Origin of the sequence: Undibacterium sp. SXout7W (assembly GCF_049339385.1) — a bacterium.
Classification (GTDB): Bacteria; Pseudomonadota; Gammaproteobacteria; order Burkholderiales; family Burkholderiaceae_D; genus Undibacterium.
This window is the reverse complement of sequence record NZ_JBMPPF010000011.1, coordinates 1-17473: the sequence shown is the minus strand read 5'-3', so window position 1 is coordinate 17473 and position 17473 is coordinate 1. Positions and strand designations below refer to the sequence as shown.

Below are 17473 nucleotides of genomic sequence, written 5' to 3'. Positions count from 1 at the left end.
AGGGCGCTAGTGTACCACCCTTGCGCCTGCAGGCAGTTGATTGTGCTGGCCGGAGCGATCGCGAACGTGAACGCGTGCCAGTTGTTGGGGTGGTATCCGTGCGTATTACAAACGCACATTACAAACGCACATCACAAACGTCACGCACGCACATTGCAGGTCACATCACATCCATCACATTGCACATACAGTCATGTATCGGCGGGAACGCATCTGTCAGATGTATTCCCGCTTACATGATGTGCAAAGGGTATTGCTCTCAGGCTTTGCTCCGCCGCTATTCCGACACATTGCAAGCACATTTCAGGCAAATGCCTGACTCAGTTTGTGCGACAGTTTTTGCCAGGTGGCTGCCAGTATGTTTTGTGGCTGCGACACATGTGTACGTGCAGCGATGGCTGCCGACACCGGCGCGGTTACGGCAACGATATCAATGGCACTGGCTTGTTTGTCGGCTTCGATGACGATCAGACGACCAGCGGGTACCAGCATGGTTTCGCCGGCATGCAGCCAGAAATCATGCTCTTGGCCGGCAATGGTCAGCCAGACACGACCGCAGGCAACCTGAATGCGGCTGGCCTGTGTCAGGGTGCCGGAAACAGCTGCGCCAGCAACAATCGTGTAAGATGAGTTTGCGAAATTATTTGTCATTTTGAAGCTCCTTGCGTTTTGGCAATGAATGCAGTGATATGTTGATTTATAAGGATAAAATCAATTGTTGCGCTGCGATAAATCCATTGTAGGCGCTCGAAAATGGAAAGCAAAACGAGTAATTTTCGATTTGTTTGCTAATATTTTTCACATACAAATATGGTATTAATTTCATCTGACTTGATGAGGTAGAGTGGCATGAGCGATTTTCGTCGATTACCGAATCTGGCTGCCTTGCGCGCATTTGAGGCCGCAGCCAGACACCAGAATTTTTCCCGTGCAGCAGAGGAAATCCATCTGACGCATGGGGCGATCAGCCATCAGGTCCGAGCGTTGGAAGCCGAGCTGGATGTGGCGCTGTTTGTCAGGCATGGCAAGCGTCTGGCGATCACGCCGGATGGTGAGCAGTTTGCGGCGGCGATCCGTCAGTCGTTGCAGGATATCGCGGAGGCGGCTGAGCGTTTGCAAAAACACAGCAAGCAAAAGCGTCTGAGCATCACTTCGCTGCCATCGTTCGCGGCGCGCTGGCTGTCACCGCGTCTGGGGAAATTCATTGAACATTACCCGGACCTGGAAGTCAGTCTGGAATCGAGCAATCATCTGACAGATTATCTGCGGGAATCGGTGGATATTGGCATCCGTTTCGGGAATGGGCATTATCCGGGAATGGTGACTGAATTGCTGATGGGGGATAGTTATTACCCGGTGGTTAGTCCACGCTATCACGGCGGGCAATTACCGCAAACGCCGCAAGAATTGGCGGCATCGTATTTGCTGCGTTGTGACGGTGAGCCGTGGGAGCCCTGGTTCCGCGCCGCGGGGGTGGATGCCGAGGAGCCGACTGGTGGTCTGGTTTTTCAGGACTCTTCCATGCTGGCACGGGCAGCGGTTGACGGGCAGGGAATCGCGCTGGGACGGCATGCGATCGTGCAATCAGATATCGAGACCGGTTTGTTGCAACGCTTGTTCGATATTGAGGTGCCCAGTACGGTGTCGTATTACCTGGTGTATCCGGAGGTATCGCTGAAAAAGCCCCAGGTCAGGGCGTTTCGTGAATGGTTGCTGGCTGAAATTGCGGCGGCAAAATAAGTGCAAGGTGCGGCGATGTGCGGCAATGTTGCGATGGTATCGAGACTCAATAGCGGCTCAACATGGGGCTTAATAGTGGCCGAATAGTGGTGGAATGGTGAACGGATACTCGTCAGAGCGTGGCTCAATGGCGACCAGTTCATCATCGGGTTGCTGTGTGTTTAACGGCGAATTACCTATACTCCCCCTCAAAAATCTTCATAATCGCTGGAACACATGAGATTTAAAGCGGGTAAATATGATACTGGGGGGGGTATGTTGTTGGTTTCCTGAAGGCTCAGTGCGCCGCTTGCTATCTTCGTCGCCATACTTTGCAGGGACAGCTTTATCTGATCCTCAATAAAAAGCGGCGGAAGCCGGTCAGCTTCAGCCGCTTGATTGTGGCGGAACGATGTTACAGAGCCATGTTACAGAACGATTTTCACCATCGGATGTGACGACAGCTCACGATAGAGATTATCCAGTTGCTCGCGGCTCACTGCCCGCACCGTGACTGTCAGCGCCAGATAAGTGCCTTTGGTGGAGGGACGCATGTCGACTTTGCCAGCATGGAAAGTCGGATCATGAATGCTCACCACCTCGATGATGGTCTGGGCAAAAGTCTCATGCATGACACCCATGATTTTGATCGGAAAATCACTTGGATACTCGATCAGACTTTCTTCAGGGGGAATCGGTTTCATTTCCATACGATGTCCTTTTCTTGACGTGAATGCCAATCAGACGCGGCATTCTCATCAGAAACGGACAGAATGGCCATCATTCATTGACTGGCTTTGGCAACCTGATAGGCTGCATACAATTGCTGATATATGGGGCCGGGCAGACCATTTCCAATAGTGTGATCGTCCAGCTTCACGACCGCAAGAACTTCTTTGGTGGCCGAGGACAACATCACTTCATCGGCTGCCAGCACCTCGGCGTGGCTGATACGACGTGCCTGCAACGGAATCTGATGCGCAGCGCACAGCTCTTCGATCAAACCATAGCGTATGCCTTCCAGGATCAGATTATCCTTTGGCGGCCCCATCAATACGCCATCTTTGACGATCCAGACATTCGATGCCGACGCTTCCGTCAGATAGCCATCGCGGAACTGTATGCTCTCTGTCACCTCATGTTCTGCAGCATATTGCGCCGCCAGCACATTGCCAAGCAGGGAGATCGATTTAATTTCGCAATGCAGCCAGCGCTTGTCTTCCATTGAGACGCAGGCCACGCCATTGGCGCGTGCCGCAGCGGACGGCAATACAATCGGGTTACTCATCATAAACACCGTTGGCACCACTTCTGCCGGAAATGCATGCGCGCGTCTGGCAACGCCGCGCGTGACTTGCAGATACACCATCTGATCCTCCGCATCCTGTGCGGCAATGACCTTGGTAATCAGCGCCAGCCATTCTTCCTTGGTATGCGGATTCGGAATGCCTATTGCTGCCAGGCTGCGAAACAAGCGGGCAAGATGCTGATCGGCTCTGAACATATGCCGTCCATAGACAGGCACGACTTCATACACACCATCGCCAAAGATAAAACCACGATCCAGAACGGGAATTTTTGCTTCGGACAATGGAGTAAAGGCGCCGTTGAGGTAGACAAGTGGGTCATTCATGATGAGTATCCGGAATCAAAACAAAAATTCATTTTTACATGAATTGCCCCCGGTGCTTATGCAAATAAAGCATAGATGGGATTGGATAGAGATAAAAAAAGCGGGAGCGACTGCTGCGCTCCCGCTGTTCATCTTGCTGTATGTCGAACGCCATCCATCATCGATACATGTCAGGTCGCATGGGTTTTCTGAGGGATATCAGATGTGCTGTCAACGACATTCCCATGAAGTTTAATGATGCCGGCGTTCCTGTGGCGGACTAGCGGGATGTTATTTCCCCTGAACCGGAATATTCGCGCCGCGCCGCATCTCTTCTGCCTGCTCCGGTGTCATCGTTTGCACCCGCTTGCCGCGCTGAGGGAGATTGCTGCCAGTCACATAATTATTATCATCCAGCACACCTTGCTGCGAACTGGCTGTTTCCATATTGCCGCAAGCGCTCAACAGACTGATACAGGCCAGAGCACACAGCGCACCAGACATGAATGGTAATTTCATTGTTTTTCCTTTTGATCTTTTGGAGTTGGGTGGATGAAGTATTTCTCAGCGAGGATATCGCCTTGTAAAAAAAATATCATAAAATTGTTATTTTTGTAAATAAAAATTCATCAGACATTCATCAGACATTCGGCAAAGCATTCACGACAACAATCGTTATCGACATCCGGACAGAATCAGTACCGGATCAAAATCCGCATCCAGCATCGCAAAGTAATACAACATGCAGCAGCGCAGACAGGTGTTACGGCAGCACAAAAAAAGAGAGCAAGGTTTGCACCTTGCTCTCCTGACAGAATGGTTGTCGGCTGCGATGAATGCGCAGGTTACCGTAACGACTTATTTGAACATCAGGCGCACGGAATCCCAGGCACGGCCAAAAATACTGGCCTGATCGACTTTTTCCAGTGCCAGCACCGGAAACTCCACCATGGGCTTGCCATCCAGCATCATTTTGACAGAGCCGACCTTGCTGTTGAGTGCAATCGGCGCTACCAGCGGATCTTTGCGTTCCAGCGCTGGCTTCAGTTTGGCTGCGGTTCCTTTGGGCAAAGTGACATACAGATCGCGGTCAAAGCCAATTTTGACCTGGGGTTGCGAACCTTTCCAGACTTCAGGCGTCGCAATTGCCTGGCCCTTTGCATACAGCTTCACGGTGTCGAAATTCAGATAACCCCAGTTCAGCAGTTTCAAGCTTTCCTGCGCGCGTACCTGATCGCTGGCGGTGCCAGTCACGACAGAAATCAGGCGGCGCGAGCCGCTGCCATTCGGACGATTCGCCGAAGAAATCAGGCAATAGCCTGCGGCTTCTGTGTGCCCGGTTTTCATGCCGTCAACGCTGGGATCCAGCCATAACAGACGATTGCGGTTTGGTTGGGTAATTTTGTTATAGGTATAACTCTTTGTGCTGTAATACGTTTTATAAAACTCAGGATGATCGCTGATCAGGCGTGCTGCCAGCGTAGATAAATCCTGCGCCGTGGAGTAATTGTCTTTGCTTGGCAGTCCATGAGGATTCGCAAAATGCGTTGCCTTCAGACCCATGCGCTCAACTTCTCGATTCATCTGTACGACAAAGGCTTCCTCGCTGCCAGCGACGGCTTCTGCCAGCGCCACGGCGGCATCATTGCCGGATTGCACAATCAGTCCGTACAGCAATTCATTAATGGTCACCGGTTTGTTCGGTTCGATAAACATCTTGGAACTGCTGGAGTCTACTTTCCAGGCATGTGGTGAGACATTCACGTTCTGGTTCAGATCGAGTTTTTTCTCTTTCAGCGCAGAAAAAACCATATAGGCCGTCATGATTTTAGTCAGCGACGCCGGTTCTATACGTAAGCCCGGGTCTTGAGCGGCAATCACCTGATTACTGGTGGCATCCAGCAGCAGCCATGATCTGGCAGCAATACTGGGTGCGGGAAGGCTTTGCGCCATAGCGACAGACATCGTCACGATGGAAGCGGCAATAGTAGCGAGGATTTTTTTCATTGAAGGTAACTGGAAAAACAAAAAAGCAAAAAATAAGCAGGCCAGACTGACGATGGATCAGGCTCAGTCCGGAAGGAAAACGGTCAGTCCTTGTCCCACATGCTGATCACCAACTGCTTGATATGGTGCAGGCGGCGATGGAAAAAATGGTCCGCACCCGGAATGACGGTGACGGGAATATCTTGTGGCCGCAGCCAGTCGAGTACCGCTGACAGCGGGATCGTATCATCCTGTTCGCCATGAATCAGGATGGTATTGGCAGGAATATCGGGCATTGCCCATTTTCCTGCGGCAGCGCCGATCAACACCAGTCGATCGGCAGGAATGCCTTGTTCAGTCAGTCTTTGTTGCAGGCGCGACTGGACAAACGTGCCAAATGAGAATCCGGCGAGTGCCAGTGGCAGCGACGGAAAGCGTTGCCGCATATGTGCCAGCAGCGCGCCCATGTCATCCGTCTCACCGATGCCCGCATCATGTGTGCCTTCGGATTGCCCGACACCACGGAAATTCATCCGGACTGCCGCATAACCGAGCGCGGTGAATGTGCGCGTCAGGGTTTGCGCTACCTTGTTGTCCATCGTGCCACCGTATAAGGGGTGCGGATGGGCAACCAGCGCGAGTCCGCGCACAGCAGAAAAAACTTCAGGGTCAGGCAAATCCAGCGCGCATTGCAAATGACCAGCGGCACCGGAGATTAAAAAATGTTCAGTTTGTGCATTCATGGCGAAATCAGGTATTCGGTAATTGCAGACGTTCTACGATACCGCCTCCGATCAGATCGACATCAATAATCTCATCAATATCGCTTTGATCGACAAAGGTGTACCAGGTTCCTTGTGGGTACACCACCATCACAGGCCCCTCATCGCAACGATCCAGACATCCGGCTTTATTGATGCGGATTTTGCCGTGACCGTTCATATCGAGTTGCTTGATACGGCGTTTGGCGTGTTCCTGTGCCGCTTGCGCTCCGCGATCTGTGCAGCATGGGCGGCCATCGTCGCGTTGGTTCATGCAGAAAAAAACATGTTTTTTGAAATAAAGGGCGTCGGACATGATGATGGACTTTGCTGGCTAATAAGGCGGTTGGCAGGTTGGTATGACTCGCCTGCACATGAGATTGTCTTCAGAAGGGCATAATGATACTTCAACTTGATCATCGCTTGCTCTGATTCACTTGCTCGCATGTGTGTGCGGATGTATGTTCGTCTGTCTGGCGTTCAGATGACAGGACGCTTGCGCAGCAGCACCCAGATCGCGAGGAATGGCCATAACAAGGACAGAAATTGCGCTGCGCCGTTAAAGTTCAGAAACTTGCCTTGTACCCAGGTCTGCATCGTCACGGCAAAATACGGATTTTCTGACACCAGATTCAGCACCGCCAACGACATCATCAGCATCAGCAATGCCAGTCGTTTTTGCACTGGCGAGGGGGCAAACGAAAAACCATACAGCATGATGACACTGATCAGCAGGCCGCCACGCGCACCGGGCGTCAGCCAGGCAAAGGCATATTCCGGCTTGAACAGCAATGCACTGGCAAGCGCCTTGGCGGTGACAGAAGAGAGCAGCAATAGCGTTGCCAGCGCTGCTTTTGGCGCATGCCGGTTCAACAGACTCAGGCAGATCAGAATGGCGCCGGTGCAACCACAGGCAGTGATAATGGTTTCTGAAAGTAAGTATTCTTCTGCATTGAGCTCCATCCCGCGCAGCAAAAAACTACTGATATCGATATCCATATCAAAAAAATCGCTCAGATATTGCGACAATATTGGAAATAGTTGCCCCAGACCGTACAGATAGGCTTGCGGGTAAAGTTGCGCCATTGGCCATAAGCCCAGGACCAGCAGTTCCCGGCTCGATTCATGATGCACCCATTGCTTGCGCAATAATTGTAAACGTCCCTTTTCAAGTATCAGCGGTGTCAGCAAAGCGCCGAGTACTGCCCCGATCAGGGCTCCTGAGGCATTGGTCAGAAAATCCAGCAGCGAGGTAACGCGGCTGGGTAAAAAATACTGTACCAACTCCGCTGTTGCTGATACCAAGACACCGCCGGTGACGGCGAGTAGTGCTGCCCACCAGCGGGGAATCAGGGGGTAGAGCGAAAACACAATCAGCACACCGAAAGGGATGTAGCCGATGACGTTGATACTGGCGTCAAACATAGTCCAGTAACGTGGCCACTGACGGATCACATCGGGTAATGCCGACAGATTATTGGCTTGCCAGCCACTGAACGGATACCAGCTGGCATACAGAATCAGGAACAGGTAAGCCACCAGACTGGCTCTGGCAAAAGGCGAACTATGTAAAGAAATCGCAGGATCGAGTTCTTCTGGTACAAGCGTGTTGCTGGAGCTCATGAGTACTTTTTATTTCAGAGGCAGGCTGCGTATCCAGATGTTCAGTTCCTGAATCAGCTGGTCAGTGGCCTGTTGCATGGCAGCGGCACCACCGGGTGCATCAGCGCTGCGCGCGCTGACTTGCTGTTGAAAACGGCGTTGCGCGATCAGTATATTGTTTTTGCTGATCGAAGCACGCAGATCGATATGCGCATTGCTGTGACTGGCGCTGGAAAAAACCTGCGAAAACTCATCCAGATCAATTCTCAGCAGCGGCCAGCTTTGTGCAGCCTCGCCCTGTTGTGCTACCTGAATACCGCTGGTCGCCATCTGCGCCTTTAATCTTTGCGATAGTAAAGCCGCTGGCGTCATGCTCCAACGATGCAGAGCATAAGGTTTTAATTGCTGTCCGTTATCGTATTGCAGGCGGTACAGCATCGCGGTGCTGTCGAGCGCTGCTGGTGCGTTGATCTCTGCCAGACTGATTTGCACGCTGGTGGCTGCTGAAGTTGATGCCGCCGCAGGTGCGCTGACGGTGTGTACCGGCAACAGGCCAAAATCATATTGCTGGCGCTGGGCAGTGGGGTTTCCGCTGCAAGCGGACAACATGAGCGCAGCGCACAGGAAAGCAATGACAGCACACCAGCGAGGCGGTGTTGAAAAAGGAGGCAGAGCTTGAAAGGGCATGATGATCCTTGTCGGGGCAACTTATAGGGAGCAACTGGTCGGGCTAAATTATCGGCCTAATTTAGTGTGCTAATTTAGCGTTCTAATTTAGCGGGGAGCCACAAAGCCAGCTTCGCCTGGGCCGGGTAATGGTGCCGGATTGCCAAATAAAATACTTTGCGGGCGTTCGCTCAACTGGTCGGTTGCACGGTTCAGCGAACGCAGGCTGCTGCGGGCTTCACCGGTGACGTTTTGAATGCGCGGCAACGTCTCTTGCGTCAGACTATACGTCATCTGGTCAATCGCCATATTGAACCTGACCAGCGGGCCATCCTGCGCTTGCACCCGCTGGCTCAGTTGTGTCAGATTTGCTGCCAGCGTATTGGCTTCTGAGGACAGATGCTGGACGGAGCTGAGCGTGGACTGGGTCTGATCAAGCAATACAGGTAGCTTGTTCAATGTCGGTGCCAGTTGCGATGGAACCGTCTGCCATGCGGCGGCGGCTTGCCCGATATGGTTAATCGCTGCCGCCACGGATTGCTTGTTATCCGGATCGAGCATGATATTGAGTTTGCGGGTGATATCTTCAGTCTGCTTGAGAATCGCCATGCCTTTTTGCTCCAGTGTCTGCAGGCTGCTGGCGCGCAGGCTGATGCGCTGCGCCTGTCCGCTGGCATCGGCCGTCAATAATGTTGCGCCGGTACCTGCTTGCAGGTCTTCATCGAGCTGGATAAACGCAATCCCGGTCACGCCCTGATAACCAAGGGTGGCAAAGGTGGCTTTGGTGATGGGCGTGTCGGGAATGACTTCCAGCCGCAGTACCAGTTGACCCGGTACTTTGGGGTCAAAACTGATGTCGGTGACGTTACCGACTTTAATGCCTTTATAGCGCACGGCCGCTTGCAGATTCAGTCCTGAGACGGTCATGTTGGTGACGATTTCATAAGGCACACGCTGGATCTTGTCGCGTCCCAGCCAGATTCCCAGCACAATCGCCATGCTCATCAGCGCAATTGTGAAAAATCCGGCCATCAGCGCATGTGATCTGTTTTCCATAACTTAGCTTTCCTGCTGCGATGAGGGAGGTAATACTTCCATGGCGCGCAAACCGCGTCCGCCCCGGAAGAAACTGTCGATAAACGGATGATGAAACTGTACGACTTCCTGAGGCGTACCGATGACGACGACTTTTTTCTCTGCCAGAACGGCGATTCTGTCAGACAGTGCGAACAGACTATCGAGATCATGCGTCACCATAATGACGGTCAGCCGCAATTGCTGATGCAATGACTGGATCAGCGCGACAAAGCTGTCCGACCGGTCCGGATCCAGTCCTGCTGTCGGCTCATCCAGAAACAGCAGCTCGGGATCGAGTGCCAGCGCACGCGCCAGCGCAATCCGTTTGACCATGCCGCCAGACAGATCGGCCGGCATTTTGCGCGCATGTTCAAAGGCGATATCGACCATATGTAATTTCAGATAGACCAGATCAGTGATCAATTCTTCCGACAAGGTGCCAAGTTCCCGCATGGGTTGGGCGACGTTATCAAACACGCTCAGAGCAGAGTACAAGGCACCATGCTGAAATAACATGCCGGAACGTTTGCGCAGATAGTCCAGATGTTCAGCATTGCCTGAGTGAATATCGTCGCCATACACGTCGATAGTGCCACGGGCGGGGGCTTCCAACCCCAGCATTTGCCGCATGAGCACGGTTTTTCCCGTGCCGGAACCGCCCACAATCGAGAGTATTTCTCCGCGCCTGACTTGCAGGTGCAACTGATCGTGCACCACAGTGCGCCCAAATTGCGTTCGTAAGCCGCGAATGTCGATGATGTGATCTGGCGTCATCAGTACACCGTCTTGCTGAAGATGATCGCAAAAATCGCATCTGCAATAATCACGACAGTAATCGCCACGACCACCGAGTTCGTCGTGCCCTGACCCAGGCTTTCTGTATTCGGCTTGATGCGCAGGCCGTAGTGGCAGGCAATCAGCGCAATCAGGATGCCGAATGTCAGTCCCTTGCCCAGTCCAATCCAGTAATTCACCAGTGGCACGGCTTCCGGTAATTTGTAGATGAAAAATTCTGGTGACATGCCCAGCAGCGCTTGGGCAGAGATCATGCCGCCAATCAGTGCCATGATGTCGGTCCAGATCACCAGCAACGGCATTGCCAGCGCCAGCGCCAGCACTTTGGGCAAAATCAGCCGGAAACCATGCGGTATTCCCATGACCCGCATGGCATCGAGTTCTTCGGTTACCCGCATTACGCCAAGCTGGGCCGTGATTGCAGAGCCGGAACGTCCAGCGACCAGAATCGCCGCCAGCATCGGGCCTAGTTCACGCACGATACTCATCCCCAGCAGATTGACGATAAACAAGTCGCCACCAAACGTGCGTAATTGTTGTGCCGATAAATACGATAGCACCACGCCGATCAGCACCCCGACCAGTGCCGTGATGCCCACGGCCTGCGCACCGGTATGATAGATGTTGGCGGAAATTTCTTTCCATGGCGCGCGTAACGGATGGCGAATCAAGCGCAGCAGATCAAGCATCAGTTGTCCGAGTAACGCCGTAAAACCGTGCAGGTGATGGAATAAGCCCAGCATCAGCCCACCGAGCTGCATCACGCGCGTCAGGCGTGGTTTGGGTTCGCGCGGAACGCCGCGTTGACTGACTTGTTCTATGCGCTCAAAAATACCTTCATGCACAGGCTGTAATTGCAGATGCAATGGTCGTTTTTTGCCCCAGGCACGCCACAAAATTTGTGCGCCGATATGGTCCAGCGCGCTGATCTGGCGTAAATCCCAGTGCAGCTCTTTCTGACCGGCGATCTGCCTTAATTGCTGTTTGACGGCTTGCATCGTTTTTTTATCTGACAGCATATGCACTAACCACGCCCCGGCAACGTGGGCGCATGACTGTGGCTGTTGGCTTAGCGTCAGGGTGGGTGGGAGCTCGCGAGACATGTCAGCAGTGTAAGTGAGAACCTGTCATCAATGCAATGAATGTGCCAGCTTTTGGCTGGATACCAGGTTTGTGCAGCGCTTGCTGCGCGCTGCACTAGCAGGCGATTGCGTCACTTTCGGATTTGATCCTGCTACCCGCCATCGCCTGATATTGGCTTTTAACCGACTCTTATACTACGGGTGAGTATGTATGGTATTGCTTGTATTGTGCTTGTTTTGTCATGGCTACCTGCAATTGATATCCTATACTCCCCCAAAATAAGCTATTTTTTATTGGATTTGGCAGGCGCATTGGATTTGTTGGCCATGACTTCCCGGCAGTCTCCTTTGAAGCTGGCGTTATCGTAATTAGTCCATCCGTAACTATCAACGTAGCGGATATGGGGTGATAACTGCTTACTGAGTATGCTGCGATCCAGATGCTCGTCCGGGTAGCGGATATTCGCCATATCAAGCAGGCTGTGAAAAATATTTTCAGTGGACAGTCGGGCGTGCTGGTGTCGCTTAAGCTGGCTGATTTTGCCCGGATACATTGTCTGGTACTGATCCGAATACCAGACAAATGCCGGAATGTGGAATTCGTATTGCGTATTGTGGCCATGAAAAGCCAGATTGCAACTGCCGTCATATAAAGTCTGTCCGTGGTCAGAGGTGTACATCAGCGATGTCATCTGCCCGCTGTTTTTAAGTTGCTGTATCACTTCGGACAGCATCCAGTCGACATACAGTACGGAATTGTCGTAGCTATTATTGAGCGCCAGTTTGTTTTTCAGATCGGTGTAAGCCGGATTGGTAATGCCAAACAAGGATGGTTTCCAGCGGTCATATTCCTGTGGATAGCGATGACTGTAATTCCAGTGATTGCCCAGCGTGTGCAAGACAATCAGCTTCTTCGGTGCGGCGTCCTGCAACGCATGTTGCATCGGCTCCAGCAATACCTGATCGTAATTCGAGCGATTGGTGAAGCCGCCCAGATTTAAAAACTGTGTCACATCTGCTTCGTTCGCATATACCGAGGTCGGCGTATCAAACTGACCGAAACTCATCTGATTCGATAGCCAGAAAGTTTTGAAGCCGGCTTCTTTGAACGCTGTTAAAAAAGACTTTTCTGAAAAGCCTGCCTGCAAACTCTGTGCTGCCGGTTTACGGGACACAATCACCGGCACCGACAAGCGCGTTGCGGATACCGCTGTCACAACATCGCTCAGTGCAACCAGATTTTTCTCCTGCTTCAGGAGTGGATTGGTGTCGCGCTCATAGCCATTCAGACTCCAGCGATCGTAACGTGAAGACTCACCGATGACCATGACAATGGTTTGCGGCAGTGCAGGATTGCCGTCAAGGTGCGCCTGAAACTTAAAATTGTGGCTTTTTTCTGATAGCCTCGCCAGGTAGTCGCGTTCATTCCAAAAATCAATGCCTCGCAAGACGAGACCAAAAGGCCAGCTACGGATGAATGTTTCCTCCTCATACGGAATTTTGGCCCAGGTTGGCAATTTGGCGGCGTGTTTTGCCAGCAAGGTATGAATGTCTGCCAAGATCGGGAACCTGCTGGCAACGCTGTTCTTGTTCATCGCGTTGCTCGCCGCAATGACAGGCGAGCTGATCGAAGCGTTATCCGGCTCTTCATCGTCCTCATCTTCGGTGCTGTCGGTCGATGCTGATGAGGGTGTGGTGCTGCTTTTCGGGAGGCTTGATGTGCTGGCTGATGCAGATTTTACTTTGCCGGGTTGGTTTGCCTGAAAACCGATATGCTCTCCATACCACCATGCGCCGATGCCGATCAGTAATAATCCCATCGCCAGCCAGCGCGAACCATGCTTCCAGTGCAATGCCGGATGCTGTTGCGCAATCCTCAGTAAGCTCCACCACCAGGCCGAGACTGCAAGAACAACCAGCAATAAGAGCCAGATTTTATTGCCCAGAAATTCCAGTGCTTCTTTAGGGCTGGTTTCAACGATGATGCCAAGGTGGTGCGTAGAGATGCCTTGCCCAAAATACAGGCGCAGATACATTTCCACTGGAAACGCTAAAAAAGCTGGCAGCAGCAAATAATGAAACCAGCGAGGATGCTGAAGCACAGCCCAAAATCCTATCCAGCAGGCCAGCTCCATGCTCAATAGCAGGGCAGTCTTCTCCGTCGCAACACCTAACAGCAGCGAAAAAAAAGGAATGAGGGAAAGAAGCAGATAGCTGGCGATTAAAAAAATAGGCGCCGGGCGCAACAAGGAACGCATGATGTAGAAACTTGCATGATCAGTGTGAAGAACGCGCGCTGTTATAGTCGCATCGTCCGATAAGGGCACTAATATAAAGGATTTGTCCCCTGCCTGCGCATGGCATTACGCCAGGTCAGGCTTTCATCTCTGCAGAATTTGCGCCGGAGCATGCTGATAAATTTGCATTGTCCTTGATCTTTCAGGGAATTTTCCTATTCTGATAGATCTGCGCTGGCAAGATCAACACCAGATTATCCACATAAAATGCGTTGACACGTTTGTTGTTAACCGCATAAAATTGCGAGTTCTCGATTTTGGGTTTGTATTTTCCGGCTTTATTTTTTTGCTTTTTAGGTAAAAAATTTGCTGAAAAAACAAGCAGTCAGTAAGCCGGAAACGAGTAAAGCCTGCAAAATCAGGCACCAATTATTGATTTTTAGTTCCCGGGCAACCGTTTCCGGGTTTGTATTTAACGTTGTATTTTGTTGGATTAAAAACGATGCCAACCATCAATCAACTGATTCGCCAACCACGTGTTTCTGCAGTGGTTAAGAGCAAATCGCCGGCGCTGGAAAACAGCCCGCAGAAACGTGGCGTTTGCACCCGCGTTTATACGACAACTCCAAAAAAGCCTAACTCGGCTTTGCGTAAAGTTGCCAAAGTTCGCCTGACTAATGGTTTCGAAGTTATTTCGTACATTGGCGGTGAAGGCCATAACTTGCAAGAACATAGCGTAGTGTTGCTGCGCGGTGGTCGTGTAAAGGATTTGCCAGGTGTTCGTTACCATATGGTTCGTGGTGCTTTGGATACACAAGGCGTTAAAGACCGTAAGCAAGCTCGTTCCAAATATGGTTCTAAGCGCGCTAAGGCAGTGAAGAAGTAATTATCTCGTAATTTAATCTCCGTAAACTATTACGGATCAGTGTCGGTTTGGAATAAGCCGAGTAAGTGACTGACTATGATGGTCTGTCGCGAGTAATGAGTGAAATGTTGCTCATGGCTCAACTGAAGATTGAAAGGAATTGAAATGCCACGTCGTCGTGAGGTCCCGAAACGGGACGTATTGCCAGATCCAAAATTTGGTAATGTTGAAGTAGCAAAATTTGTTAACGTATTGATGTTGTCCGGCAAGAAGTCTGTTGCTGAAGGCATTATCTACGGTGCATTCGATCACATCCAGCAAAAATCTGGTAAAGATCCTCTGGAAGTGTTTGCGCTGGCAATTAACAATGCCAAGCCACTGGTTGAAGTTAAATCCCGCCGTGTTGGTGGCGCTAACTACCAGGTGCCTGTTGAAGTGCGCCCAGTTCGCCGTTTAGCTTTGTCTATGCGTTGGTTGCGTGAAGCTGCTAACAAGCGTAGCGAAAAATCCATGCCACAACGTTTGGGTGGTGAGTTGTTGGAAGCCGCAGAAGGTCGCGGCGGTGCAATGAAGAAACGTGATGAAGTGCATCGTATGGCAGAAGCCAACAAAGCCTTCTCTCACTTCCGCTTCTAAGAGTAAGAGTAAGGAGCCGTTGTATGACTTTTATGCAATGGTTCTGGCAAGTATTTTGAATCAGGCCGGGCGCGATTTTTACAGAAAATTGCGCTCGGTTTTGTCCATTAAAAGATTTAGGAATATCTATGGCCCGTAAGACCCCCATTGAGCGTTACCGTAATATCGGTATTTCTGCTCACATTGATGCAGGTAAAACGACGACAACTGAACGTGTTCTGTTCTACACCGGTGTAAATCACAAAATCGGTGAAGTGCATGATGGCGCTGCTACCATGGACTGGATGGAACAAGAGCAAGAGCGCGGTATTACTATTACTTCTGCTGCGACGACATGTTTCTGGAAGGGCATGGCAAATAACTTCCCAGAACATCACATCAACATCATTGATACACCTGGCCACGTTGACTTCACGATTGAAGTTGAGCGTTCTATGCGTGTTCTGGATGGCGCGTGCATGGTTTACTGCGCGGTAGGTGGTGTTCAGCCTCAGTCAGAAACAGTATGGCGTCAGGCTAACAAGTACAAAGTCCCACGTTTGGCATTCGTCAACAAGATGGACCGTACTGGCGCGAACTTCTTCAAAGTGTACGATCAAATGCGTGCTCGTCTGAAGGCAAATCCAGTGCCTCTGCAAGTACCTATCGGCGCTGAAGACTTGTTCGAAGGCGTGATCGATTTGGTTAAGATGAAAGCGATCATCTGGGATGCAGCATCTCAAGGTATGAAATTCGAGTACCGTGACATTCCTGAAAATCTGTTGGCTGAAGCGCAAAAATGGCGCGAAAACATGGTGGAAGCTGCTGCTGAAGCCAGTGAAGAGCTGATGAACAAATACCTTGAAGAAGGTGATTTGTCTGAAGCCGATATCAAGCAGGCATTGCGTCAGCGTACTATCGCGTCCGAAATCGTTCCTATGATGTGCGGTACTGCATTTAAGAACAAGGGCGTACAGGCGATGTTGGATGCGGTTGTTGAATATCTGCCATCCCCATTGGATATTCCACCAGTTCCTGGTGTGAATGAAGATGACGAGCCAGTTGTTCGTAAAGCTGAAGATAACGAGAAGTTCTCTGCGCTGGCGTTCAAAATTGCAACGGATCCATTCGTTGGTCAATTGTGCTTCATTCGTTGCTACTCCGGTACATTGAATTCTGGCGACAGCGTTTATAACTCTGTGAAAGAGAAAAAAGAACGTATCGGCCGTCTGGTTCAAATGCACGCGAACCAACGCGAAGAAATCAAAGAAATGATGGCAGGTGATATCGCTGCGGTTGTTGGTCTGAAAGACACAACTACTGGTGATACGCTGTGTGATGAAAAAGCGATCGTTGTTCTGGAACGCATGATATTCCCAGAACCAGTTATTTCTCAGGCAGTTGAGCCAAAAACCAAGGCTGACCAAGAGAAAATGGGTCTGGCATTGAACCGTCTGGCTGCTGAAGATCCATCTTTCCGCGTACGTACTGACGAAGAATCTGGTCAGACCATTATCGCCGGTATGGGTGAGTTGCATCTGGATATTATCGTTGACCGTATGAAGCGTGAATTCAACGTTGAAGCGACAGTTGGTAAACCACAAGTTGCATACCGCGAAACTATCCGCAAAACTTGCGAAGAAATCGAAGGTAAATTCGTTAAGCAATCCGGTGGTCGTGGTCAGTACGGTCACGTTGTTCTGAAGATCGAACCGCAAGAACCAGGTAAAGGCTTTGAATTCGTTGACGCGATCAAAGGCGGTACAGTTCCACGCGAATACATCCCTGCAGTTGAAAAAGGTGTTCGCGAAACACTGACTTCCGGTGTATTGGCTGGTTACCCAGTAGTTGACGTTAAAGTGACTCTGTTCTTCGGTTCTTACCATGACGTTGACTCCAACGAAAACGCGTTCCGTATGGCGGGTTCGATGGCGTTCAAAGATGGCTGCCGTAAAGCAAGTCCAGTTATTCTGGAACCAATGATGGCGGTTGAAGTTGAAACACCTGAAGACTACGCTGGTACAGTCATGGGTGATTTGTCTTCACGTCGTGGTATGGTTCAAGGTATGGACGAAATCGCTGGCGGCGGTGGTAAGATCATCAAAGCTGAAGTGCCTTTGTCTGAAATGTTTGGTTATTCCACATCCCTGCGTTCTGCTACTCAAGGTCGCGCAACGTACTCCATGGAATTCAAGCACTACTCTGAAGCACCGAAGAATGTGATCGACGCAATCGTCACTTCCAAGTCTAAGTAATTAGTATCAAAACCCTTCCCCTTGCCGGGGTGGGGTTTATTATGTTGATAAATCGTTCTTTTTGAAGGAAGAATAAAATGGCAAAAGGTAAGTTCGAACGCACCAAGCCGCACGTCAACGTAGGCACAATTGGCCACGTGGATCACGGCAAAACAACATTGACAGCAGCGATCGCGACAGTATTGTCCGCAAAATTCGGTG

General features: G+C 50.9%; 18 protein-coding genes. 5 read left to right on the top strand and 13 right to left on the bottom strand.

Features of this window, described 5'->3' with window-relative positions; translation table 11 throughout:
- Positions 1-303 precede the first annotated feature (303 nt).
- The gene (locus tag ACO0LB_RS11750) at positions 304-651 is read right to left on the bottom strand and encodes a DUF2917 domain-containing protein (RefSeq protein WP_423049284.1); all 348 of its coding nucleotides are present in this window, start codon (positions 649-651) and stop codon (positions 304-306) included.
- A gap of 198 nt (positions 652-849) precedes the next feature.
- Here ACO0LB_RS11750 and gcvA point away from each other — a divergent pair, with 198 nt between their 5' ends.
- Complete coding sequence (gene gcvA / locus ACO0LB_RS11745) at positions 850-1740, top strand: transcriptional regulator GcvA (protein WP_423049283.1); 891 nt, start codon at positions 850-852, stop codon at positions 1738-1740.
- A 407-nt stretch (positions 1741-2147) separates the two neighbouring features.
- Here gcvA and ACO0LB_RS11740 read toward each other — a convergent pair whose 3' ends face one another.
- The 12 genes from ACO0LB_RS11740 to ACO0LB_RS11685 form a co-directional block, all read right to left on the bottom strand.
- Positions 2148-2429 (bottom strand): DUF493 family protein, encoded by a 282-nt coding sequence (locus tag ACO0LB_RS11740; protein ID WP_423049282.1) that lies wholly within the window; start codon positions 2427-2429, stop codon positions 2148-2150.
- A gap of 74 nt (positions 2430-2503) precedes the next feature.
- A complete protein-coding gene (locus tag ACO0LB_RS11735) occupies positions 2504-3352 on the bottom strand; it encodes a D-amino acid aminotransferase (protein WP_423049281.1) in 849 nt (282 codons plus the stop codon).
- A gap of 270 nt (positions 3353-3622) precedes the next feature.
- A complete protein-coding gene (locus tag ACO0LB_RS11730; RefSeq protein WP_423049280.1) occupies positions 3623-3850 on the bottom strand; it encodes a hypothetical protein in 228 nt (75 codons plus the stop codon).
- 339 nt (positions 3851-4189) lie between these two features.
- Positions 4190-5338 (bottom strand): D-alanyl-D-alanine carboxypeptidase family protein, encoded by a 1149-nt coding sequence (locus ACO0LB_RS11725; RefSeq protein ID WP_423049279.1) that lies wholly within the window; start codon positions 5336-5338, stop codon positions 4190-4192.
- Between the two features lie 83 nt (positions 5339-5421).
- Complete coding sequence (locus ACO0LB_RS11720; protein WP_423049278.1) at positions 5422-6060, bottom strand: alpha/beta hydrolase; 639 nt, start codon at positions 6058-6060, stop codon at positions 5422-5424.
- Between the two features lie 7 nt (positions 6061-6067).
- The gene (locus ACO0LB_RS11715; protein WP_423049277.1) at positions 6068-6394 is read right to left on the bottom strand and encodes a (2Fe-2S) ferredoxin domain-containing protein; all 327 of its coding nucleotides are present in this window, start codon (positions 6392-6394) and stop codon (positions 6068-6070) included.
- Between the two features lie 164 nt (positions 6395-6558).
- Entirely contained in the window at positions 6559-7701 is a 1143-nt protein-coding gene (locus ACO0LB_RS11710; RefSeq protein WP_423049276.1) for a VanZ family protein, read from the bottom strand.
- Positions 7702-7710: 9 nt separating this feature from the next.
- The gene (locus tag ACO0LB_RS11705; protein WP_423049275.1) at positions 7711-8367 is read right to left on the bottom strand and encodes an ABC-type transport auxiliary lipoprotein family protein; all 657 of its coding nucleotides are present in this window, start codon (positions 8365-8367) and stop codon (positions 7711-7713) included.
- Positions 8368-8454: 87 nt separating this feature from the next.
- The gene (locus tag ACO0LB_RS11700) at positions 8455-9402 is read right to left on the bottom strand and encodes an MlaD family protein (RefSeq protein WP_423049274.1); all 948 of its coding nucleotides are present in this window, start codon (positions 9400-9402) and stop codon (positions 8455-8457) included.
- Between the two features lie 3 nt (positions 9403-9405).
- Positions 9406-10197 (bottom strand): ABC transporter ATP-binding protein, encoded by a 792-nt coding sequence (locus ACO0LB_RS11695; RefSeq protein WP_423049273.1) that lies wholly within the window; start codon positions 10195-10197, stop codon positions 9406-9408.
- Complete coding sequence (locus ACO0LB_RS11690; protein ID WP_423049272.1) at positions 10197-11321, bottom strand: MlaE family ABC transporter permease; 1125 nt, start codon at positions 11319-11321, stop codon at positions 10197-10199. Before ACO0LB_RS11690 ends, ACO0LB_RS11695 begins: the two co-directional genes overlap by 1 nt.
- Before the next feature lie 263 nt (positions 11322-11584).
- Positions 11585-13558 (bottom strand): phosphoethanolamine transferase, encoded by a 1974-nt coding sequence (locus tag ACO0LB_RS11685; RefSeq protein ID WP_423049271.1) that lies wholly within the window; start codon positions 13556-13558, stop codon positions 11585-11587.
- Between the two features lie 481 nt (positions 13559-14039).
- Between ACO0LB_RS11685 and rpsL the strand changes: the two genes are divergently transcribed.
- The 4 genes from rpsL to ACO0LB_RS11665 form a co-directional block, all read left to right on the top strand.
- A complete protein-coding gene (gene rpsL, locus ACO0LB_RS11680) occupies positions 14040-14423 on the top strand; it encodes a 30S ribosomal protein S12 (RefSeq protein WP_186886132.1) in 384 nt (127 codons plus the stop codon).
- A gap of 144 nt (positions 14424-14567) precedes the next feature.
- Positions 14568-15038: a 30S ribosomal protein S7 gene (gene rpsG, locus ACO0LB_RS11675; protein WP_162039546.1), complete on the top strand. Its 471-nt coding sequence runs from the start codon at positions 14568-14570 to the stop codon at positions 15036-15038.
- 128 nt (positions 15039-15166) lie between these two features.
- Entirely contained in the window at positions 15167-17272 is a 2106-nt protein-coding gene (gene fusA / locus ACO0LB_RS11670; protein WP_423049270.1) for an elongation factor G, read from the top strand.
- Positions 17273-17349: 77 nt separating this feature from the next.
- Positions 17350-17473, top strand: a 124-nt coding sequence (locus ACO0LB_RS11665) for a GTP-binding protein (protein WP_229827326.1), incomplete at its 3' end; no start/stop codon positions are given.

Excerpts from the sequence above, each read along its gene's own strand:
- ACO0LB_RS11750 (WP_423049284.1), bottom strand. The coding sequence starts at position 651 with ATGACAAATAATTTCGCAAACTCATCTTACACGATTGTTGCTGGCGCA.
- gcvA (WP_423049283.1), top strand. The coding sequence starts at position 850 with ATGAGCGATTTTCGTCGATTACCGAATCTGGCTGCCTTGCGCGCATTT.
- ACO0LB_RS11740 (WP_423049282.1), bottom strand. The coding sequence starts at position 2,429 with ATGGAAATGAAACCGATTCCCCCTGAAGAAAGTCTGATCGAGTATCCA.
- ACO0LB_RS11735 (WP_423049281.1), bottom strand. The coding sequence starts at position 3,352 with ATGAATGACCCACTTGTCTACCTCAACGGCGCCTTTACTCCATTGTCC.
- ACO0LB_RS11730 (WP_423049280.1), bottom strand. The coding sequence starts at position 3,850 with ATGAAATTACCATTCATGTCTGGTGCGCTGTGTGCTCTGGCCTGTATC.
- ACO0LB_RS11725 (WP_423049279.1), bottom strand. The coding sequence starts at position 5,338 with ATGAAAAAAATCCTCGCTACTATTGCCGCTTCCATCGTGACGATGTCT.
- ACO0LB_RS11720 (WP_423049278.1), bottom strand. The coding sequence starts at position 6,060 with ATGAATGCACAAACTGAACATTTTTTAATCTCCGGTGCCGCTGGTCAT.
- ACO0LB_RS11715 (WP_423049277.1), bottom strand. The coding sequence starts at position 6,394 with ATGTCCGACGCCCTTTATTTCAAAAAACATGTTTTTTTCTGCATGAAC.
- ACO0LB_RS11710 (WP_423049276.1), bottom strand. The coding sequence starts at position 7,701 with ATGAGCTCCAGCAACACGCTTGTACCAGAAGAACTCGATCCTGCGATT.
- ACO0LB_RS11705 (WP_423049275.1), bottom strand. The coding sequence starts at position 8,367 with ATGCCCTTTCAAGCTCTGCCTCCTTTTTCAACACCGCCTCGCTGGTGT.
- ACO0LB_RS11700 (WP_423049274.1), bottom strand. The coding sequence starts at position 9,402 with ATGGAAAACAGATCACATGCGCTGATGGCCGGATTTTTCACAATTGCG.
- ACO0LB_RS11695 (WP_423049273.1), bottom strand. The coding sequence starts at position 10,197 with ATGACGCCAGATCACATCATCGACATTCGCGGCTTACGAACGCAATTT.
- ACO0LB_RS11690 (WP_423049272.1), bottom strand. The coding sequence starts at position 11,321 with ATGTCTCGCGAGCTCCCACCCACCCTGACGCTAAGCCAACAGCCACAG.
- ACO0LB_RS11685 (WP_423049271.1), bottom strand. The coding sequence starts at position 13,558 with ATGCGTTCCTTGTTGCGCCCGGCGCCTATTTTTTTAATCGCCAGCTAT.
- rpsL (WP_186886132.1), top strand. The coding sequence starts at position 14,040 with ATGCCAACCATCAATCAACTGATTCGCCAACCACGTGTTTCTGCAGTG.
- rpsG (WP_162039546.1), top strand. The coding sequence starts at position 14,568 with ATGCCACGTCGTCGTGAGGTCCCGAAACGGGACGTATTGCCAGATCCA.
- fusA (WP_423049270.1), top strand. The coding sequence starts at position 15,167 with ATGGCCCGTAAGACCCCCATTGAGCGTTACCGTAATATCGGTATTTCT.